The organism is Streptomyces scopuliridis RB72, assembly GCF_000718095.1.
Taxonomy (GTDB): domain Bacteria; phylum Actinomycetota; class Actinomycetes; order Streptomycetales; family Streptomycetaceae; genus Streptomyces; species Streptomyces scopuliridis.
In genome coordinates, this window is record NZ_JOEI01000009.1 from 448,404 (window position 1) to 467,366 (window position 18,963).

Here is an 18,963-nt window from a genome sequence, read left to right on the forward strand (position 1 = left end):
CCTTACTCCCCTTCAACACGCATGATGCTGGCGACACCGCGCACGGTGTCGAGCTTGCGCAGCGCTTCGACGGTCCCGGAGAGGGCGGCGTCTGGCGCGCGGTGGGTGACGACGACGAGGGCGGCCTCGCCGTTGCCGTCCTGTCGGCCTTTCTGACGTACCGTATCGATCGATACACCATGCTCGGCGAAGACCGTGGCGACCTGGGCGAGTACACCCGGTTTGTCGGCCACGTCGAGGCTGATGTGGTAGCGCGTCACGACCTCGCCCATGGGGCTCACGGGCAGCTGGGTGTACGCCGACTCGCCGGGGCCCGTGGCCTCGTTGAGCTTGTTGCGGCAGACGGCGACGAGATCGCCGAGCACGGCGGACGCCGTCGGGGAGCCGCCCGCGCCGGGGCCGTAGAACATCAGCTGTCCGGCCGCCTCGGCCTCGACGAAGACCGCGTTGTACGCCTCGCGCACGGAGGCGAGCGGATGGCTGAGCGGGATCATCGCCGGGTGGACCCGCGCGGTGACGGACCGGCCGTCGGCGGCGCGCTCGCAGATGGCGAGGAGTTTGACGGTGCAGCCCATCCGTTTCGCCGAGGCGAGATCGGCGGAGGTGACCTCCGTGATGCCCTCGCGGTGCACGTCGTCGAGGCCCACCCGGGTGTGGAAGGCGATCCCGGCGAGGATGGCGGCCTTCGCGGCGGCGTCGAAGCCCTCGACGTCCGCGGTCGGGTCGGCCTCCGCGTAGCCGAGGGCGGTGGCCTCGTCGAGCGCCTCGGAGTACCCGGCGCCGGCGGTGTCCATCCGGTCGAGGATGAAGTTGGTGGTGCCGTTGACGATGCCGAGGACCCGGTTCACCTTGTCCCCGGCGAGGGACTCGCGCAGCGGCCTGATCAGCGGGATGGCGCCGGCGACGGCCGCCTCGAAGTACAGATCCCGGCCGTGCCGCTCGGCCGCCGCGTAGAGCGTCGCGCCGTCCTCGGCGAGCAGCGCCTTGTTCGCGGAGACGACCGAGGCGCCGTGCTCGAACGCGGTGGTGATCAGCGTACGGGCAGGCTCGATCCCGCCGATGACCTCGACGACCACATCGATGTCGCCGCGCTTGACCAGCGCGGTCGCGTCCGTGGTGATCAGTGCGGGGTCTATGCCCTCACGCACCTTGGAGGGGCGCCGGACGGCCACCCCGGCCAGCTCGACCGGGGCCCCGATCCGCGCCGCGAGGTCGCCGGCGTGCGTCGTCATGATGCGCGCCACCTCTGAGCCGACCACTCCACAGCCCAGCAGCGCCACCTTCAGCGGACGCGTACGCATCATCCGACCTACGCCTTTCATCCATCACAGCTGTTCAAAGCAGGAATCCGAACCAGTCTCACTCACTGGACGGGAGTTTCTGTGCCCCGTCCAGATTGCGAGACATGTATTTCAGTGACCGACATCGAGACGCAGAAGATCTTCCTCCGTCTCACGCCGGACGAGCACCCGGGCCTCCCCGTCCCTGACGGCGACGACGGGCGGCCGGAGCGCGTGGTTGTAGTTGCTCGCCATCGAGCGGCAGTACGCGCCGGTGGCGGGGACGGCGATCAGATCACCGGGTGCCAGATCGGCGGGCAGGAACGCGTCACGTACGACGATGTCGCCGCTCTCGCAGTGCTTGCCGACGACGCGCGTCAGCATCGCCTCGGCGTCGGAGCGGCGGGAGACGAGCGCCACGCTGTACTCGGCGTCGTACAGGGCCGTACGGATGTTGTCGGACATGCCACCGTCCACACTGACATACGTCCGCAGCCCTTCGAGCGGCTTGATCGTGCCGACCTCGTACAGGGTGAAGGCCGTGGGGCCCACGATCGCGCGCCCCGGCTCGACGGAGATCCGCGGGGTGCGCAACCCGGCGGACTCGCACTCGCGGGTGACGATGTCGCTGAGGGCCTTCGCAATGTCATGCGGCTCGCGAGGATCGTCCTCGGAGGTGTACGCGATACCGAGGCCGCCACCGAGGTCGATCTCGGGCAGCTCCACGCCGTGCTCGTCGCGTACCTCGGCGAGCAGCTGGACGACACGGCGGGCGGAGACCTCGAAGCCGGCCATGTCGAAGATCTGCGAGCCGATGTGCGAGTGGATACCGATCAGTTCGATCCCGTCGAGCTTGAGGGCCCGCCGGACGGCCTCCGCGGCCTGCCCGTCGGCAAGCGCGATCCCGAACTTCTGGTCCTCGTGCGCGGTGGCGATGAACTCGTGCGTATGCGCCTCGACGCCGACCGTCACCCGGATCTGGACCGGCTGGCGCCTGCCGAGGCGCTGCGCGATATGCGCGACCTGGACGATCTCCTGGAAGGAGTCGAGGACGATACGGCCGACGCCGGCGGAGACCGCCCGCTCGATCTCCCGCGCGGACTTGTTGTTGCCGTGGAAGGCGATCCGCTCGGCGGGCATGCCGGCCGCCAGGGCGGTGGCGAGTTCACCGCCGGAGCAGACGTCGAGGTTGAGGCCCTCCTCGTGGAGCCAGCGGACGACGGCCCGGGACAGGAACGCCTTGCCCGCGTAGAACACATCGGCGTCCTTGCCGAAGGCATCGGCCCAGGCGCGGCAGCGGGCGCGGAAGTCCGCCTCGTCGAGGAAGTACGCGGGGGTGCCGAACTCCTCGGCCAGCCTGGTCACTTCGATTCCCGCGACGGTCGCCACCCCGTCCTCGTTCCTGCGGACCGTACGCGACCAGACCTTCTCGTCAAGGGCGTTGAGGTCGGCGGCGGGCGCGGTGTAGTGGCCTTCGGTGAGGACATCCGCGTGACGGGGGCCTGCGGGGTGTGCGGAACGGCTCATGTTCTTGGCTCTCTTGGATCTCTTCAGAGGTATGCGGGGGCATCGATGCCGAGCAGGGACAGGCCGCCGGCCAGCACGGCCCCGGCGGCGTCGGCGAGCGCGAGCCGGGAGCGGTGGGCGGCCGAGGGTTTCTCGTCGCCGAGGGGCAGCGGGCGGCAGGTCTCCTGGAAGCGAAGGAACGCGTCCGCGGTGTGTTCGAGCCGGCGGGCGAGCCGGTCGGGCGCGCGCAGCCGGGCGGCGGCTTCGAGGACGGCGGGGTGGTCGCCGAGGGCGGTGAGGAGGAGCGCGGTGGCGCTGTCGTGGCCGGTGACCTCGGGGGTCTCGTCGAGGGTCGGAGCGGGGGTGATGCCGAGTTGTGCCGCGTTGCGCGCGAGGGCGCGCGTACGGGCGTACGCGTACCGCACCTGGAACAGCGGGTTGCTCTCGCGCTGCACGAGCAGCTCCGCGCCGGTCTGCGGGCGGTCGTGGGCGGCGGGCCGCAGCAGCCCCCAGCGGGCCGCGTCGGGGCCCAGCCGGGCGAAGAGGTCGTCGCCGGCGGGGGCGTCGCCGACGGAGGCGGGCAGCGGGCGCAGCCTCTCGCCGGCTCCGGGCACGATCTCCGCCCGCGCGCCCTGGCTACGGAGCAGCTCCACGACCGTGTCCGTCCAGAGGGCGGCCCTGGGCTCGTCGGAGGCGGCGAGGGTCACGCTCGTACCGGCGAGCGCGTCGCCGTAGCCGTAGCGCGGCCCCGCGCGCAGGACCGTACGGACCAGCTCGGCGCGGCTGTCGCGGGCCAGGGTGAAGTTCAGGAAGCCGGGGCCGGTGATCTCGATGCGGTCGATACCGGGAGCCGCGCCGGGGCTCGTCGGGGAGTCGGCCGCGGAGCGCAGGATGCTCGCACGCACGATCTCGGCGACCTCGCGGGGCGGGCGCCCGGCCGGGCCCGCCAGCCGCAGCGCGATATTGCTGGCGTAGTCCCCCCGGCCGCCGGGGCGGGGCCGCTCGACCGTGACCCGTTCGGGCACGGGCCCCGGGAGGGCGTCGTCCTCGACCGCGCGGCACACGGCGCGCCGTACGGTTCGGGAGAGCTCGGCGGGGGTCACGGGACAAGCGTATGGGAGGAGGGGGGCCCCTTCGCGAACCGGTTTCGCGATGCGGTCAGCCGCGGGCGCTTCCGGCCCGCCCGGCACCGCGTCTGCCGTCCCGTCTGCCATCCAGGGACGGCGGGCCCTCCCGAAGCGTCAGCCGACGTACGAGACGGATCAGCTCGGCCGGCTCGAAGGGTTTGGCGAGAAAGGCGTCCACACCGGCGGCTATGCCGGACTCCACCTCGTACTGCGTACAGGCGCTGATGATCGCGACCGGCAGATCGCTGGTACGGGGATCGGCGCGCAGCCGCTGGGCGGTACGGACACCGTCGAGGCGGGGCATCACCACATCGAGAGTGATGGCATCGGGCATGACGTCGTGGACGACTTCCAGGCACTCGGCACCATCGGCCGCGGTCACGACCTCGAACCCCTCAAGTTCGAGATTGACCCTGATCAGCTGCCTGATGACCCTGTTGTCGTCGACAACAAGCACCCGGCCGGACTCGCCCGACACCACTTGAGAGTAGGTCCGAACCCGGTGCCGCGTCCGGGTTTTGCCCACTTCCACCTCGGGCGGGCGACGCGGGCACGGTGCCCGAGCGGGCGCCTCTGTGCCGCGCCCCCATAGGCTCTGGTGTATGGAGCAGAGCGAAGTCGTTCTCAGGGCCATCGGCATTCTCACGCAGTCCGCGGAGTGGATCCGGACCGCCAACCGGGACACGGACGGGGATATCGGTGTGGAGGGCGGCGCGGTCGGCGGCGAGCGGGGCTCGGGCGAGGGGCAGATCGGCTCGCTGCTCGCCGAGGTCTTCCCGTCGTTCACGGTCTCCCCGGAGTCCACCCCGCTCGAAGCGGCGCACGCGGTGACCGCCGCCGCGCTGCCGCCGATGATGCAGCTGATCGGCGCGTTCACGTACGTCTTCGCGCAGCTGGCCGAGGTCCATGACAGCGGCCGTACGGACATCACCTCGGAGGATCTGCTGCGCGAGCTGGCGCTGCGGATGTCCCGTCCGAACGACGCGGTATAGCGGCGGGGGCGTTGTCGGCGGCCTCCTCCGACGGCTGGACGGCGGCGAGATAGGCGTAGATGGCGTCGCGGTTGCGGGCCAGGCATTCGACGCGCTGATGGATACGCTCGGCCTCGTCGCGCAGCAGCCCCGCGGTCTCCGGGGTCAGGCATTCCGGGTGGAGATGGATCTGGTCGGGCCCGCTGAGGAAGGGCAGGATCCGGCGGATGATCTCGGTGGTGAGCCCGGAGTCGAGCAGTCCGCGGATCTGCTGGACGCGGTGGACAGCAGAGGTGTCGTAGGAGCGGTAGCCGTTGTCGGCGCGCTCGGGGTGGAGCAGGTCCTGCTCCTCGTAGTAGCGGAGCATCCGGGTGGGGACGCCGGTGCGCCGGGACAGTTCACCGATCTTCATGGCGCTCCCCGCCTGCCTGCTTCTCCGCCGCTTGCCTTCACACTGATGTGAAGGTTTCACCATGGTCGCATGTCCACCGCATCGACTTCGAAGCGCACAGCTGTGCCCGTTTCCGGTACGGCGGCGAAGCTGCCCCTGTGGGGGCTGCTGGCGCTGTTCACGGCGGCGTTCACCGCCGTGATGACCGAACTGCTGCCCGCCGGGCTGCTGCCGGGCATGAGCCGGAGCCTCCAGGTGTCCGAGGGACGGGTCGGGTTCCTGGTGACCGGGTACGCCGCCGCCTCCTTCCTCGCCGCGATACCTCTCACCGCCGCGCTGCGCGGCCTGCGCCGCCGCCCGGTGCTCATCGGCGCGCTCGTCGGTTTCGCGCTCTGCAACGCCGTCACCGCGCTCTCGTCCGTATACGCGCTGACGTTCGCGGCCCGGCTGCTGGCCGGGGTCATGGGCGGCACACTGTGGGCGATGCTCGCCGGGTACGCCGCCCGGATGGCCCCGGCCGAGCGCCGGGGCCGCGCCATCGCCATCGTGCTGGCCGGTATCACCGTCGCGCTCTCCCTGGGCATCCCGGCGGGTACGGCCCTGGCCGCCGAGCTCGGCTGGCGCGCGGCCTTCGCGACGGTGGCCGTGCTGGCGCTCGTCCTGGTGGGCTGGGTGTACCGGCAGGTCCCCGACTTCCCCGGCGAACCGGCCGCCGACCGCGTGCCGGTGCGCCGGATCGCGGCCGTGCCCGGCATCCCCGCGGTGCTGGCCACCACGCTGCTCCTGCTGCTCGGGCACCAGGCGCTGTACACCTATCTGGCGCCGTTCACCGAGCGCGCGGGCTTCGGCCGTACCGGAGTGGTCCTGTTCGTGTTCGGCGTCGCCACGGTCGGCGGGATCTGGCTGGTGGGTGTCCTGATCGACCGCCACCCGCGCCCGGCCCTTCTCGGGGCGCTCGCGCTGATCGCGGTCGCGATGGCCGCGCTGGGCCTGGCCGGGCGGCACCCCGTGGTCCTGCTGGCCTCGGTCGCCGCGTGGGGCGTCGCGTTCGGCGGGGCGCCCACGCTGATCCAGACGGCGCTGGTCCATATCTCGGGCCCCGACAGGGCGGATGTCGCGACCGCCATGCAGACCACCGTCTACAACGCGGGCATCGCGGCGGGGTCGCTCGCGGGCGGGGTGGTCCTGGAGTCGGCGGGAGCCGGCGCGGGCGCGCTGCCCTGGACGGCGCTCCCACTCATCGCGGGCGCCCTGGCCACGGTCACACTGGCCCGCCGCCGCGCTTTCCCGGCGCGCCGACCGGCTGGTCAGTGACCGGCTGGCCACTGACCGGCTGGTCGCTTCCCGGCTGGTCGCCGACCAGTTGATCGCCGACCAGTTGATCGCTGATCGACCGGTCGAGTCCGTCCATCGTGCGCAGGAACGCGGCGTCCAGATCGACGCCGTACCGGTGCGCCAGGATCAGCACCGACCAGAGGCAGTCGGCCAGTTCGTGTTCCAGAGCGGCGCGCCCGCCGCCCGGTATCTCGCGTGCGCCCTCCTCCGCCATGACGAGCTTCGCCAGATCGCCGACGTCCCCGACGAACCCGAGCATGAACTCCTCGCGCGTCCAGACCCGGCCGCGCTCCCGCAGGTTCAGTTCGTCATAGAGGTCATGGACGCGCAGGGCGCGGCGCTGGAGTTCATCGAGGTCCATGCCCCAGCCTTTCCCGCACCGTCCGGCGCAGCCTCTCGGCCAGGGCCGCGTTCTCCTCGGGAGGCGCGGCCAGTACGCCGTGCTCGGCCATGAGCGCGTGATACTGCTGCCGCTCGTACGGCACCCCCGGCGGCAGCCCGGCGATGTGCCAGTGCAGATGCGCGTTGCCCTGCTGACTGCCCAGCGAGAGCAGGTACGTGCGCTCGGGCGCCAGTACGTCCTCCATCGCCAGCGCGACCGTCCGTACGAACAGCATCATCCGGGTGTACGCGGCCTCGTCCAAGTCCCCGACGACCTGCTCGACATGGGCCTTCGGCGCGACCAGGAGCTTGCCGGGCAGGGTCGGATAGCGGTCGAGGAAGGCCACGTGCTCCTCGTCCTCGTACACCGTCTCGTGCCGGAACGCGGGGTCCCCCGCGAGGAACGCGCAGACGAAGCAGGGGCCGCGCCTGGCCCGTTCCTCGTACCCCGTGAGATCCATCGACCGGCGCTCCACCCTGAATCCTCCTACGGACGATCTCAACGAACCCAATGAATGCCCGATTTGTCGCCGCGCGTGTGCATGATCCGGCCAATGTTGTATAACCGCCGGGCCCATGACACCGAATTCGGAACCGCCCGCCTTCTGGCACGGCCGGCGACGAAACCAGGAGAAGGATATGAGCTCGAAGAGAGCCCGCGCGGAATCCACCAGAAAGATCGCCGGAAAGCGTTCGGTATGGCTGGCGGTGGGCGCCGTTGTGCTCGGCGGTACGGGAGCGGCGGTCGTCGCTGTTGGCACCGGCGGGGGCGGCGACGATCTGGAAAGCGTCGGCTCGGCCCGGCCTGCCACGGCGCACACCCTCGCGCTCGGCGGCGCCGACAAGTACGCGATCGATCTGCCGCGCACGAACACCGAGGCCTTCTCGCTGATCGGCGTCTCATGGAAGGACCGCAAGTCCGACTTCGAGGGCACCGCCCAGATACGTACCCGCGACGCGGAGTCCGGTCAGTGGCGGGACTGGCGTGACCTCGACTTCGGCGTTTCGGCGCCCGAGACGGCAGAAGGCGACAGCGCGGGCGTACGCGGTGCTTCCGAGCCGCTGTGGGTGGGCCCTTCGGACGCGGTCGAGGTACGCGGGGGCGCAAACGGCAAGAAGAAGCCCCTGCCCGACGGGGCACGGCTCGACATGATCGACCCCGGTACGACGGCCAAGGGGAACGGCAAGGGCAAGGGCGGCGCGAAGCCCGCGCACACCAAGGCACCGGGCAAGCAGACGACGGCGACCACCGACCCCGCCCCGTCGGGCGAGCCGGCCGCGTCCCCCTCGGACATCGCGCCGGGCGACGGAGCCGCCACTGACGGCGGTACGACGGGCGGGACCGGGAGCACCGGTACGACCGGAGGTGGTGGGGGCCTGGAGCCCTCCGCCCCCGCCGAACCGGGCGACGGCACCACCTCGGCCCCGGCCGCCGAGGAACCGACCACCGACCCCTCGGACTCCACGAGCGGTGGTACGGACGGCGGCAGCGGTACGGACGGCGGCTCCGGCGGAACCACGGACGGCGGGGACGGCGGCACCGAAGAGCCGACGGCCACGCCCACGGACAGCGCGAACGGCGGCGTAGACGGCGGCACGGACGGCGGCGCGAGCGGCGGCTCCCAGGCCCCGACCACCGACCCGGCGACCGACCCGGAAACACCCCCGGCCACCGACCCCGTCACCGATCCTGCGACCGAACCGGCCGAGCAGCCGTCCACCGACCCCGCGCCGGACCCGACCGCCACCGAGGAGGACCCGGCCGCCTCGCAGTCCCCGACCGGCTCCCCCGCCCCCGGAGCCCCGCCGATCGTCAGCCGCGCCGAGTGGGGCGCGGACGAATCGCTGGTGAAGGACCCGGCCGAGTACATCGACAAGGTCGACGCGGTCTTCGTACACCACACCGCCGGCACCAACGACTACGACTGCGCCGAGTCCCCCGCGATCATCCGTGCGATCCTCACGTACCACGTGAAGACCAACGGCTGGAACGACATCGGCTACAACTTCTTCGTCGACAAGTGCGGCACGGTCTTCGAGGGCCGCGCGGGCGGCACCGACAAGCGCGTGCGCGGCGCGCACACGTACGGCTTCAACGGCGACTCCTCGGGCGTCTCCGTGCTCGGCGACTACGAGAACGGCGGCATCCCGACCGCCGCCGCCAAGAAGGCCGTCGCCGACGTCACCGCCTGGAAGCTGGGACTTGACGGAGTCGACCCCAAGGCCAAGGTGACGCTCACCGCCGCCGGTGACACGGGCGTGTACAAGACGGGCCAGCAGGCCTCGCTCTACACGGTCTCAGGACACCGCGACGGCTACGCGACGCTCTGCCCGGGCAAGGCGCTCTACTCCGCGCTCCCGGAGATCCGCACCCTGGCGGCCGACTCCCCGTACGCCAAGGGCTGATCCCCGCTCCCCCGCCCCCGCCCCGCCCCCGCGCCGGAGTTGGTCCGGTGCGGGGGCGGTGCGCGGTGGCGTGACGGGTGACGGGTCAGACCTGGGAGGCGTACGAGACGACGTGTGTTCACGGCGTACACGGGTTCGGCGGGGCATGGTGGGGCGGCGCCGGTTGGGAGGAGGATGAGGCATGCCGGAAAACGAGCCCGTGAGCGTGGCGCTGATCGACGACCATCCCGTGGTGCTCGCGGGGATCGAGTCCTGGTACGCCGCGTCGGAACGGCCCATCACCGTCACGGCCAAGGGCCCCGACCTCTCCGTCGCCATGACCGGGCCCGGCCGGGCGGCGGATGTGGTGGTGCTCGATCTCCAGCTCTCCCACTCCCACGGGGTGCCCGCGTACCCCGAGCTGAAGCAACTGGTCGCGCGGGAGCGCCAGGTGATCATCTACACCATGCAGGAAAGCCAGGAGACGGCACTGACCTGTCTGGATCTGGGCGCGTTCACGTATCTGACGAAGGCGGAGGGCGAGCGGCATCTCATGGCGGCCACCCTGGCCGCCGCCGACTGCCGGCCCTACACGCCGCCCGCTCTCGCCGGTGCTTTCGGCAGCGACGCCAGAAAGGGCCGCCCCGCGCTGACCCCGCGTGAGGTGGAGGTGTTGCTGGAGTGGTTCCAGTCGGAGTCGAAGGCGATGGTCGGGGAGAGCCTCGGCATCTCCGTACGTACGGTGAACACCTATCTGGAGCGGGTACGGATCAAGTACGCCAACGCGGGGCGGCCCGCGACGACCAAGGCGAATCTGGTCGCGAGGGCCATTCAGGACGGGCTGACCTCGCTGGACGAGCTCTGAGCGCTCCGGATTTCGGGGACGTGAACGTCGCCCGACGGGGACGGCGTGTGCAGGGTGTACGACGCCTCCACGAGAAGCCGGCCCTCGCTGTGTACCGTACGTACGCGGACACCGCGCTCGGTCGGTTCCGGGATGTCCGTCCCGGGCGCGTCCGTCACCACGCTGACCCGTACCTGCCCGCCGCCGCGCACGACCGTGGCCCGCGCGCTGTGCTCGGCGGTCGCGAGCGCGGCGAGTACGGGCTCGGTCAGCGCGCGGCGCAGATGCCGGGGCACCGGAGCGGACGCGCCCCGTACGGCGAGCTGCACATCGACCCCATGGCGTTCTGCCACCCCGATACCGGCCCGCAGTTCATGGAGCAGGGGGTCCGACGCGTGGTCCCGTTCGGCGAAGAGGCGCCGTAGCCGGGCGGCCTCGAAGGCGCATCGGCGGCGTACCCGCTGGTCCCCGGGGTCGAGTGTTCCGTCGGCCAGCCCGGTCAGCAGGGGCAGTACGGAGCGGCCGAGATCGCGGTAGCGCGACCGCTGGTCGGCGTGGACCTGCGCGGAGACCGCGGCCTCGGTACGTACCCGCTCCTGCTCCCGTGCCGTGGCAGCGGCGGTCGTCGCGCACTCCCGCAGCAGCCTGGCCATCACCGCGGCGGCGATCTGGAACGCGCAGATGGCGAGGGCGCTGACGGCCATACCGGCCGCGGCCTGCCGGGACGGGATCCCGGCGAGCAGCAACTGCCCGAGCGTCACGACGACATGGAGCCCGAGGAAGAGCAGCGTCGCGTTCAGACCGGCGTCGAACAGCAGCAGGACACCGAACCAGCCGATCTCCAGAAACGTCCAGTGCGGGGTGGCGAGGAAGTGGTCGCCCGGCAGCTGGCTGGTGGCGACGACAGCCGTCGCGAGCGAACACACCAGCCCGGCCGCGACCCAGCGTCGCGGTCTGCGCCGGCCGGCCGCTCCGAGGAGCGCGTCGATGGCGATGATGAGCGTCAGCAGGCCGAACGCGGTCAGCTGCACCCAGGCGTGCCGGTAGCCGTCGAGGTTGGCCAGCAGGGCGGGGAGCGCCAGCCCGAAGTGGACGGCGGAGAGAATGACGAGCCCCGCCAGCCGCAGCGCGCCGAGCATGCCGGCGGCGATGCGGTCCGTGAGCGGATCGGAGGCGGGTCGTTCGCGGTCGAGGGGAGGGGACGGCCGTGAGCCTGACGGTGACGAACTCGTCGCGGGCGGCGGTGAGCCGGGCGCCAAGGGGCCAGTCCTCGGCGGACGCTCGTCAGACATGAGGCCACTCCAGGCGCACGGCGGTGCCACGCCCCGGCCGGGAGTCGACCGTAGCCCGGCCCCCGACGGCGGCCATGCGCTCGACGACCGAGCGGGCCAGCCCCTGGCAGTGCGGCGGCACCCGCGTCACATCGAATCCGGCACCGTCGTCGCTGATGACGAGCGTGACGGTGTCACCCTCCCGAGTCGCGGTCACGGTCGCGGAGTTGACGCCCGCGTGGCGCGAGACGTTACGCAGCGCCTCGCCGAGGCTGCCGCGCAGCGCCGCGACGGCCGGGCGCCACATCAGGCCGAGCGAGCCGTCGAACTCGGCGCGTACGGCGAGCCGGTGGTCGCCGGTCTCCGCGATCAGTTCCTGTGCCACATCCGTCTCACCGGACGTCGCCCGCTCCGACGCGAGGCGACGCAGGTCCTTGGCCGCCTGGGTGCGCAGTATGTCCGGCCGGAGGGACTGGCCATGGGCGGAGACCATCAGCATCGTGGCGCACGCGGTGTCGTGCAGGGTCGCCAGATGCTCGCGCTCCGCCGACCGCTGCGCCTGCGCCACTTCGTGCCGGCGCCGGGCGGCGGCGGCCTTCGTACCGACGGCGTCGGCGGCTCTGCTCGCGCGCAGCACCAGCCGGTAGAGCCCCTGGGCGAGCAGGCTCTGCACCAGCAGCCAGCTGACATTGGGGACCGCGTAGTCCCAGCCGTCGGGGCGGTCGAGCATGGCACCGGCCAGATCCACGACGGACAGCAGCAGCGCCGTCGCCAGCGCGAGCCCCGCCGGGTACATCAGCTGGTACCCGACGGCCACGATGCTGACGACCACCAGCAGCCAGGTGCTCCCGTACATGGTCTGGCTGTCCGGAATCGTCAGATCCTGGGTCAGGCAGAGGCCGGTCAGGACCGCCATGTCGGCGGCGAGCAACCCCCCGGGGCGGACCCCCGCCATCCCCAGCCGGTAGTGCAGAACGCTCCAGCCGAGCACGACGCAGGAGATGGCCGAGGCGACGGCCATACGATCGGCGGGCATCGCCGGCACGGCCAGAACGGCGCAGGAGCAGACCACCACCGCCCGGATGCGATGCGCGTAGCGGTAAGCGAACCGCACGAACTCCCGCTCGGCGGGCCCGATCCTGTCGCCGGGACCCGTTTCCCCGGCGGACCCCCTCCTCTCGGCGGGTCCGGGCGGGGCCTGAGAGTCATCCGGCTCATGTGCCACGCGGTGCCCCACCTGTCGCTGTCCCTCATCGGTTTGTCGGTCGATTGACCGTCACACGTCGAGGGGCTTCGGCGATAGCGTTTCTTTGGTCACTGTGCTGACGCTTCCGTACGGTCCGGAAGCGATCCCATGGACCGCGCGCACACCTGCCTCATGGGGGTGGGCAGGGGTGCGCGCGGGACAACCGACACGGCCGCGGACCCCCGCCGTCAGTGGACACGTCAGGGCAGGCCACCGGCAGCCGGAACCGATCGAATCCGTGCCTCTCCACGCGATGAACCTGGCGGCCGGACACTGCCCGGATCACCGGTCGTGGAGCACCTTCGGACGCGTCACCGCCACCACCGTAAGGACCTCGTCCAGTCCTTTGAAATCATCCGGGTTCGTGGTGAACAGCGGCAGATCCTCGGCGATCGCGATGGCCGCGATCATCAGGTCCGCGACGCGGCGCCTCGGCTTGCGGCCGGCGGCGATCACGCCGGCGCAGACCCTGCCGTAGATACGGGCCGCTTCAGCACTGAAGGGGATGGGATCGAACTCGTTCTCGGCGCGCTGGAGCACATCGAGCCTCCTGGCCCGCTCGGCGTGCTCGTCATAGTCGCTCTGCTCCTCGTTCCTGCGGACCTCATGGGGTCCAGCGGACAACTCGGCCAGAGTGACGGCGCTGATTGCCATCTCTTCAGGCAGCTCCGCCGGGTCCACCCACTTGCGCAGGATCATGATGTTGGTGTCGAGCAGGCCCTGTCGATGCTGCTGCCCCCCAGCGGGGAGTGGATGCTCAACGGACATAGGGGTCGTCCGTCTCCTGCTCGGCTGTGCCGTCCTGGTCCGCACGGAAGGCATCAATGGAGATGTCGGGCGCGGTGCGGGACATCGCCGCGAACTCTCCCCGTGGCACGAATCGCCTGCGCCGCCGTAGCGGGATCAGCTCACCGATCTGGTGCCCGTCGCGGGTGACCGTGAACGACTGCCCGCTCTGAACGGCATCCATGATCTCTTTGGATCTGTTGCGGAGATCACGCTGGGTGATCTCTGGCTGCGCGGTCATACGACGCATCCTACGTGAAGGGTGCTGCACCGTGCCACCGCGTGCCACATGCGGCGGCGGACACCTGCCCGAGGCACCAGGCATCGAGTGCGTCGGCACGCCTGGCGCGGCGACGGGATGACGCCCCCGGCGTCGCGGCGGACGCCCCCGTCCCGGCGCCCGCCGGGCCACCGCGGTACCCGAGTGCGGAGTCGGCGCGGCTGCTCGACCAGGTCGTCGACTGTCCCCATTGGGCTCGGCTCCTCCCGCAGCCATGAGAGCAGTGACAGACCGCGCTTTCGGGCACATGGGGCTGAATTACCCTGTCCTCCAAGCTTGTTGTCTACCTTGAAGGAAGTGCGCGTGATGCGGGTGCTGATATCCCCGTCGTACGGAAGCTCCGGAACCCGGCGCCACTGGTCCGACACGGTCGACCAGGAAATCCCCTTCACCGAGCACCGTTACGTCGAGGTGCTCGCCCCGGAGCAGCGTGAGCAGCTCACGGCACTGCACCCGGAGGAGCGTGCCCGCTTCTGGGGAGCCACCGCGAGCCACGACAAGAAGATGGCCGATGTGGCGACGGGGGACATCGTCCTCTTCACGGGACAGAATCAGGTCCGTGCGGTGGGCGAAGTCGGCGCGGTCTTCCGTAATCGCTCACTCGCCGATCTGTTGTGGCCGCCAAAGCACGGCGAGAAGAGCTGGCACACCGTGTACAGCCTGCTGGACGTCGTCCCCGCAGACATTCCCTACTCCCAACTCAACGCCACCATTGGCTACAAGCCGGCCCATAACTTTCCCGGTCAAATGGTCTTGCGGGACGACAAGGCCCGGTCGGTTCTCGAAGAGTTCATGATCACGCCCGGTACTGAATGGAGCCGGGCCACCGATGGCCCGCCCGAGTCCCGCGACTCCTCGTCCCGGCAAGCCGTGCGCGTCGCGGCGGCGGAAGAAATGCGTACCCGCACCGCCAGTTACGAACGTACCCGCCGACTGGTCGTCGTCGAGCGCCTCGAATCCGAGCTCGTCAGCGAATTCAAGCTGCACCTCACTGCTCAAGGCCAGATCCCGACGCGTTTCTACTGCCCCTCGGGAGTCAGTGACATATACGTCGAGAACGCGGGTGACGCGGAACTGATAGAAGCCAAGAGCAAGCCCACCCACCACCACATACGCCAAGCCCTTGGTCAGTTGTTGGACTACGCCCCGCACAGCCCACAGCCGATTCAGCGGCTTGCAGGCTTGTTCCCGAGTTCACCGTCCCGCGCCGATGCCGGACTGCTGCACCGCTACGGAATTGATGTCATCCACCGCGAGAGTCCGGGAATCTTCCACCGGCTCCCCGCCTCGCACGGGACGCGGGAACTCATGCGGCGAATCTGGTCGGCGTAGGACAAGATCCAGCGGCCAGTGGACTCACTCACGGCGCTGTCCCGGATCCCGCAGGCGCCGATCTCGGAAATGAGCCCAACGCCGCTGACCTCGATCTTTCGTGACAGCCCGTCGAGTTCTTCGGCGGACCGTTTCGGTTGTCCGGGGCCGACTGGGCATAGCGGCGGCCCGGCTGTCGCAGCGTCGGCTTCCCGCTCGTCCCCCACGTACTCCGCGATCAGGACCGTGCGGCCGCCGATGCGCTGCGGCTCGGGCTCGATGAGTCGTCTGACCCGCGTGGCCTGGGCCTGTTCGGAGGCGAGCAGGCGCTCAAGGCTCCTCCGCTCGCTGTCGAGCGCAGCGAGCATCTGCGTGCGAGTGCGTTCGAAGTCGGGCTCGACCTCGACGCCGAGGTCGTGGCGCAGGGTGACCCGCAACAGGTACACCCCGTCGGACAGTGGGCCGGTGAACCAATCTTTGGCCCGGCAAGCGTGGTCACATCCACGAGATCCCCCAACTCGTCCATTCATCTGCCCGCGAGCAGCGGCTGAAGACGGCACGACGGCCCCCAGCAACGCTCAGGCTCCCCACCCGCGGCGTGGTCCAAGACCGGGACGACGATAAGGAGGAGTGGGCCCGCTTGGCTCCAACGAGTCTCATCACCTGCGGGAATGCCCCAAGATCCTGTCCACAGCTCGTCCACGGACCCCGGCATACGGCGGCTTCCGGCGGCATCCGCCTGCACATACGCGAAGACCCCGGCCTCAGCGTTTCCGCTGGTGACGGGGTCTTTGGGCACCTCCTACAAGGTGCCCCCGGCAGGATTCGAACCTGCGCACACGGCTCCGGAGGCCGTTGCTCTATCCCCTGAGCTACGGGGGCGCGTCGCCGTGGTGCTTGGCGACGAAAGAAACCCTACCAGCTTCGGTGGGGTGGCTGTGAACAGGTATTTCCAGGTCCGGCGGGCCGGGTGGGAGTGAGGGGTCAGGCGCGGAGGTAGGTGAGGACCGCCAGGACGCGGCGGTGGGTGTCGTCGGCCGGGGGGAGGTTCAGTTTGGCGAGGATGTTGCCGATGTGTTTGCCCACGGCTGCCTCGGAGACGACGAGTTGGCGGGCTATGGCCGCGTTGGATTTGCCCTCGGCGACCAGGGCGAGGACCTCGCGCTCGCGGGGGGTCAGGCGTTCCAGGGGGTCTCGGCGGCGGCGGAGCAGGTGGCGGACCACTTCCGGGTCGACGACCGTGCCGCCGGAGGCCACGGACTGGAGGGCGGTTTCGAAGTCCTCCACCTGGCCCACGCGGTCCTTGAGGAGGTAGCCGACGCCGGAGCCGTCGCCGGAGTCGAGGAGTTCGGCGGCGTAGGTGCGCTGGACGTACTGGCTGAGGACGAGCACCGGGAGGGAGGGCTGCCGTTCGCGGAGGCGGACCGCCGCGTGGAGGCCCTCGTCCTGGAAGCCCGGGGGCATCCGTACGTCGGTGACCACGATGTCCGGGGTGTGCTCCGCCACCGCCGTCAGCAGGGCGGGCGCGTCGCCCACCGCCGCGGCGACCTTGTGGCCGAAGCGGTCCAGCAGGGCGATCAGGCCTTCTCGGAGCAGCACGCTGTCCTCGGCCAGCACGATGCGCAGCGTTCGGTCCACTCGCGCAGTGTGCCATCCGGGGCGAGGGCGCCGCCGGGGACTCCGCTCAGGCCGAGGCGCGCTTCCTGCCGCCGGAGGCCGTCTTCGAGGCTGTCTTCGAGGCCGACTTCGAAGCTGTCTTCGCGGCTGTCTTGGCGGCTGTCTTCGTGGTTGATTTCGTGGCCGATTTGGCGGCTGTCTTCGACGCCGACTTGGACGCGGTCTTCTTCGCGGCCGGAGTCGCCGCCGTCTTCTTCGACGCCGCCCTCTTCGCTGTCTTCTTCGCCGGGAGCCGCGTCACCTCCGCGACCTCGTCGCCCTCCGCCCGCCCCTCCTTTGCCGCGCGCACGCTGTTCTCCAGCGCCGCCATCAGGTCGAGGACCTTCCCTCCCCCGCCCGCCGCCGGCTCCAATACCGGTGCCGGCGCGCCTTCCGCCTTGGCTGCGATCATTTCCTCGACCGCCACCCGGTAGTCGTCGTGCAGCGAGTCGAGGTCGACCGAGCCGAGCGTGTCCATCAGGGCGTCGGCCAGGTCGAGTTCGGCCTCCCGTACGGTGACGTCCGTCTCCGGCGCGACGCCCTCCGGGGCGCGGATCTCGTCCGGCCAGAGCAGGCCGTGCATCGCGATCACGTCCTCGACCACCCGCAGCATCCCGAGCCGCTCCCGCCCCCGCAGGGCGAACTTGGCGACGGCCACCTTCTGGCTGCGCTTCAGCGCCTCGCGCAGCAGGGTGTACGGCTTGGCCGCGGGCACTCCGGCGGCGGAGAGGTAGTACGCCGTGTCCATCTGGAGCGGATCGATCGAGTCCGCCGGGACGAACGCGACGATCTCGATCGTCTTCGCCGTCGGCAGCGGCAGCGCGGCCAGATCGTCGTCGGTGATCGGGATCATGGACCCGTCGGCATCCTCGTACGCCTTGCCGATCTCCGGCGTCGCCACCTCCTCGCCGTCCAGCTCGCAGACCTTCTTGTAGCGGATACGGCCGCCGTCCGCCTTGTGGATCTGCCGGAAGGAGATCGAGTGGTTCTCGGTGGCGTTGACCAGTTTGATCGGGATGCTGACCAGCCCGAAGGAGATCGCGCCGTTCCATATGGATCGCACGTTCCATCCCTTTCATCCGAGATTCACGAAATATATGGGATTCTCATCGTATGACGCCGATCACAGAGGTGGAGGGGCGACGCCTGGCGCTCAGCAATCTGGACAAGGTCCTCTACACCGCCACCGGCACCACCAAAGGCGAGGTCCTGCACTACTACGCCCGTACGGCGGCCCCCCTGCTGGCCCATCTCGCCGACCGGCCCGTCTCCTTCCTCCGCTACCCGGACGGGCCCGACGGGCAGCTCTTCTTCACCAAGAACCCGCCGCCCGGTACGCCCGACTGGGTACGGATCGCCGAGGTGCCCAGGAGGACGGCCGACACCGGCCGGCAGGTGGTGGTGGAGGACCTCGCGTCGCTGATGTGGGCGGCAAACCTGGTCGTGGAGTTCCATACGCATCAGTGGCGCGCCGACGCGCCCGAGCGCGCCGACAGGCTCGTACTCGATCTGGACCCCGGGGCGCCCGCCACCGCCGTGGAGTGCTGCGCGGTGGCGCTCTGGCTGCGGGAGCGGCTGGGTGCGGACGGGCTGGAGGCGTACGTGAAGACCTCGGGGTCGAAGGGGCTGCATGTCCTCGTACCACTGGAGCGCGCCCCCTCCGCGGAGGTCTCGGCGTACGCCAAGGGTCTGGCCGTCGAGGCGGAGGCGGCGATGCCGGAGCTAGTGGTGCACCGGATGCGGCGCTCGCTGCGGCCCGGGAAGGTCTTCGTCGACCACAGCCAGAACGCCGCCGCGAAGACCACCGCGGCGCCCTACACGCTGCGCGCCAGGGCGGAGCCGACCGTCTCCACGCCCGTGACCTGGGAAGAGGTCGCCGGCTGTACGGACGCCGGGCAGCTGGTCTTCCGGCTGGGGGACATCGAGGGGCGGCTGGAGCGGTACGGGGACCTCCTCGGCCCGCTCACCGACCCCGACAGCGCCGCGCCGCTGCCCTGAGCCCCACGCAATCCAAGCAGGACCTAGTGCCGCGACCGGCAATGTTTGCCCGGTCGGAGCGGCGTCCGGTGCGTGTGATCGCAAGGCGGCCGGGAGCCCTTGTAGCGGAGCTACCTGGGCTTTGCTGTGGGTATGTCGCGGTGGCAGGTGGGGCAGGCGCCGGTCCAGGTTGCGAGGAGGGTCTGTAGTTCGCGG

At 70.6% G+C, this 18,963-nt stretch carries 20 protein-coding genes and 1 tRNA gene; 6 read left to right on the forward strand and 15 right to left on the reverse strand.

The annotated features are described in order from the left end of the window. Positions 1-2: 2 nt before the first annotated feature. From IF11_RS0114645 to IF11_RS0114660, 4 genes are all read right to left on the reverse strand, one after another. Complete coding sequence (locus IF11_RS0114645) at positions 3-1,304, reverse strand: homoserine dehydrogenase (RefSeq protein WP_030352012.1); 1,302 nt, start codon at positions 1,302-1,304, stop codon at positions 3-5. A gap of 108 nt (positions 1,305-1,412) precedes the next feature. Beyond that, positions 1,413-2,807, reverse strand: coding sequence for a diaminopimelate decarboxylase (gene lysA / locus IF11_RS0114650; protein ID WP_030352013.1), 1,395 nt, complete (start codon positions 2,805-2,807; stop codon positions 1,413-1,415). 23 nt (positions 2,808-2,830) lie between these two features. Next, entirely contained in the window at positions 2,831-3,889 is a 1,059-nt protein-coding gene (gene nrtL / locus IF11_RS0114655; RefSeq protein ID WP_030352014.1) for an ArgS-related anticodon-binding protein NrtL, read from the reverse strand. A 55-nt stretch (positions 3,890-3,944) separates the two neighbouring features. After that, the gene (locus IF11_RS0114660) at positions 3,945-4,439 is read right to left on the reverse strand and encodes a response regulator (RefSeq protein ID WP_240627573.1); all 495 of its coding nucleotides are present in this window, start codon (positions 4,437-4,439) and stop codon (positions 3,945-3,947) included. Between the two features lie 76 nt (positions 4,440-4,515). On the opposite strand from IF11_RS0114660, the gene IF11_RS0114665 reads away from it, so the two are divergent. After that, positions 4,516-4,905 carry a hypothetical protein gene (locus IF11_RS0114665; protein ID WP_030352016.1) on the forward strand — a complete coding sequence of 130 codons (390 nt, stop codon included), beginning with the start codon at positions 4,516-4,518 and terminating at the stop codon, positions 4,903-4,905. Here the strand turns inward: IF11_RS0114665 and IF11_RS0114670 are convergent. Beyond that, positions 4,841-5,296 (reverse strand): MerR family transcriptional regulator, encoded by a 456-nt coding sequence (locus IF11_RS0114670; protein WP_051745892.1) that lies wholly within the window; start codon positions 5,294-5,296, stop codon positions 4,841-4,843. The genes IF11_RS0114665 and IF11_RS0114670 overlap by 65 nt on opposite strands. 69 nt (positions 5,297-5,365) lie before the next feature. Between IF11_RS0114670 and IF11_RS0114675 the strand changes: the two genes are divergently transcribed. Beyond that, positions 5,366-6,589 (forward strand): MFS transporter, encoded by a 1,224-nt coding sequence (locus IF11_RS0114675; RefSeq protein WP_037727709.1) that lies wholly within the window; start codon positions 5,366-5,368, stop codon positions 6,587-6,589. Here IF11_RS0114675 and IF11_RS0114680 read toward each other — a convergent pair. After that, entirely contained in the window at positions 6,537-6,971 is a 435-nt protein-coding gene (locus IF11_RS0114680; RefSeq protein ID WP_078490681.1) for a MazG nucleotide pyrophosphohydrolase domain-containing protein, read from the reverse strand. The two genes, IF11_RS0114675 and IF11_RS0114680, sit on opposite strands and share 53 nt — an antisense overlap. After that, positions 6,958-7,452 carry an HIT family protein gene (locus IF11_RS0114685; RefSeq protein ID WP_030352020.1) on the reverse strand — a complete coding sequence of 165 codons (495 nt, stop codon included), beginning with the start codon at positions 7,450-7,452 and terminating at the stop codon, positions 6,958-6,960. Before IF11_RS0114685 ends, IF11_RS0114680 begins: the two co-directional genes overlap by 14 nt. 178 nt (positions 7,453-7,630) lie before the next feature. Here IF11_RS0114685 and IF11_RS0114690 point away from each other — a divergent pair, with 178 nt between their 5' ends. Further along, the gene (locus IF11_RS0114690) at positions 7,631-9,397 is read left to right on the forward strand and encodes a peptidoglycan recognition protein family protein (RefSeq protein WP_078490682.1); all 1,767 of its coding nucleotides are present in this window, start codon (positions 7,631-7,633) and stop codon (positions 9,395-9,397) included. 181 nt (positions 9,398-9,578) lie between these two features. Continuing rightward, positions 9,579-10,241 (forward strand): DNA-binding response regulator, encoded by a 663-nt coding sequence (locus IF11_RS0114695; protein WP_030352022.1) that lies wholly within the window; start codon positions 9,579-9,581, stop codon positions 10,239-10,241. Here IF11_RS0114695 and IF11_RS0114700 read toward each other — a convergent pair. The 4 genes from IF11_RS0114700 to IF11_RS0114715 all read right to left on the reverse strand — a co-directional run bounded on the left by IF11_RS0114700 (position 10,208) and on the right by IF11_RS0114715 (position 13,764). Further along, positions 10,208-11,359, reverse strand: coding sequence for a hypothetical protein (locus tag IF11_RS0114700; protein ID WP_051745893.1), 1,152 nt, complete (start codon positions 11,357-11,359; stop codon positions 10,208-10,210). The two genes, IF11_RS0114695 and IF11_RS0114700, sit on opposite strands and share 34 nt — an antisense overlap. Before the next feature lie 145 nt (positions 11,360-11,504). Continuing rightward, positions 11,505-12,605, reverse strand: coding sequence for a sensor histidine kinase (locus IF11_RS0114705; RefSeq protein WP_030352024.1), 1,101 nt, complete (start codon positions 12,603-12,605; stop codon positions 11,505-11,507). A gap of 414 nt (positions 12,606-13,019) precedes the next feature. Next, entirely contained in the window at positions 13,020-13,505 is a 486-nt protein-coding gene (locus tag IF11_RS0114710; RefSeq protein WP_051745894.1) for a type II toxin-antitoxin system VapC family toxin, read from the reverse strand. After that, a complete protein-coding gene (locus tag IF11_RS0114715) occupies positions 13,495-13,764 on the reverse strand; it encodes a type II toxin-antitoxin system Phd/YefM family antitoxin (protein ID WP_030352026.1) in 270 nt (89 codons plus the stop codon). The genes IF11_RS0114710 and IF11_RS0114715 overlap by 11 nt, the downstream gene beginning before the upstream one ends. A 342-nt stretch (positions 13,765-14,106) precedes the next feature. Here IF11_RS0114715 and IF11_RS37740 point away from each other — a divergent pair, with 342 nt between their 5' ends. Continuing rightward, complete coding sequence (locus IF11_RS37740) at positions 14,107-15,135, forward strand: hypothetical protein (protein ID WP_051745895.1); 1,029 nt, start codon at positions 14,107-14,109, stop codon at positions 15,133-15,135. Here IF11_RS37740 and IF11_RS42055 read toward each other — a convergent pair. From IF11_RS42055 to ku, 4 genes are all read right to left on the reverse strand, one after another. After that, positions 15,033-15,560, reverse strand: a complete 528-nt coding sequence (locus IF11_RS42055) for a hypothetical protein (protein ID WP_240627574.1) — start codon at positions 15,558-15,560, stop codon at positions 15,033-15,035. The two genes, IF11_RS37740 and IF11_RS42055, sit on opposite strands and share 103 nt — an antisense overlap. A gap of 364 nt (positions 15,561-15,924) precedes the next feature. Further along, a tRNA-Arg gene (locus tag IF11_RS0114725) sits at positions 15,925-15,996 on the reverse strand. 102 nt (positions 15,997-16,098) lie between these two features. After that, complete coding sequence (locus IF11_RS0114730) at positions 16,099-16,731, reverse strand: LuxR C-terminal-related transcriptional regulator (RefSeq protein ID WP_037727768.1); 633 nt, start codon at positions 16,729-16,731, stop codon at positions 16,099-16,101. Between the two features lie 67 nt (positions 16,732-16,798). Next, a complete protein-coding gene (ku, locus tag IF11_RS0114735; RefSeq protein WP_030352029.1) occupies positions 16,799-17,833 on the reverse strand; it encodes a non-homologous end joining protein Ku in 1,035 nt (344 codons plus the stop codon). 50 nt (positions 17,834-17,883) lie between these two features. Here ku and ligD point away from each other — a divergent pair, with 50 nt between their 5' ends. Next, on the forward strand, positions 17,884-18,768 hold the full coding sequence (ligD, locus tag IF11_RS0114740) for a non-homologous end-joining DNA ligase (protein ID WP_030352030.1): 885 nt from the start codon (positions 17,884-17,886) through the stop codon (positions 18,766-18,768). Positions 18,769-18,963 lie beyond the last annotated feature (195 nt).

Coding starts and splice junctions, on each gene's coding strand:
- IF11_RS0114675 (WP_037727709.1), top strand. CDS start 5,366: ATGTCCACCGCATCGACTTCGAAGCGCACAGCTGTGCCCGTTTCCGGT.
- IF11_RS0114695 (WP_030352022.1), top strand. CDS start 9,579: ATGCCGGAAAACGAGCCCGTGAGCGTGGCGCTGATCGACGACCATCCC.
- lysA (WP_030352013.1), bottom strand. CDS start 2,807: ATGAGCCGTTCCGCACACCCCGCAGGCCCCCGTCACGCGGATGTCCTC.
- IF11_RS0114680 (WP_078490681.1), bottom strand. CDS start 6,971: ATGGACCTCGATGAACTCCAGCGCCGCGCCCTGCGCGTCCATGACCTC.
- IF11_RS0114715 (WP_030352026.1), bottom strand. CDS start 13,764: ATGACCGCGCAGCCAGAGATCACCCAGCGTGATCTCCGCAACAGATCC.
- IF11_RS0114645 (WP_030352012.1), bottom strand. CDS start 1,304: ATGATGCGTACGCGTCCGCTGAAGGTGGCGCTGCTGGGCTGTGGAGTG.
- IF11_RS0114670 (WP_051745892.1), bottom strand. CDS start 5,296: ATGAAGATCGGTGAACTGTCCCGGCGCACCGGCGTCCCCACCCGGATG.
- IF11_RS0114665 (WP_030352016.1), top strand. CDS start 4,516: ATGGAGCAGAGCGAAGTCGTTCTCAGGGCCATCGGCATTCTCACGCAG.
- IF11_RS0114690 (WP_078490682.1), top strand. CDS start 7,631: ATGAGCTCGAAGAGAGCCCGCGCGGAATCCACCAGAAAGATCGCCGGA.
- ligD (WP_030352030.1), top strand. CDS start 17,884: ATGACGCCGATCACAGAGGTGGAGGGGCGACGCCTGGCGCTCAGCAAT.
- IF11_RS0114700 (WP_051745893.1), bottom strand. CDS start 11,359: ATGCTCGGCGCGCTGCGGCTGGCGGGGCTCGTCATTCTCTCCGCCGTC.
- IF11_RS0114685 (WP_030352020.1), bottom strand. CDS start 7,452: ATGGATCTCACGGGGTACGAGGAACGGGCCAGGCGCGGCCCCTGCTTC.
- IF11_RS0114710 (WP_051745894.1), bottom strand. CDS start 13,505: ATGTCCGTTGAGCATCCACTCCCCGCTGGGGGGCAGCAGCATCGACAG.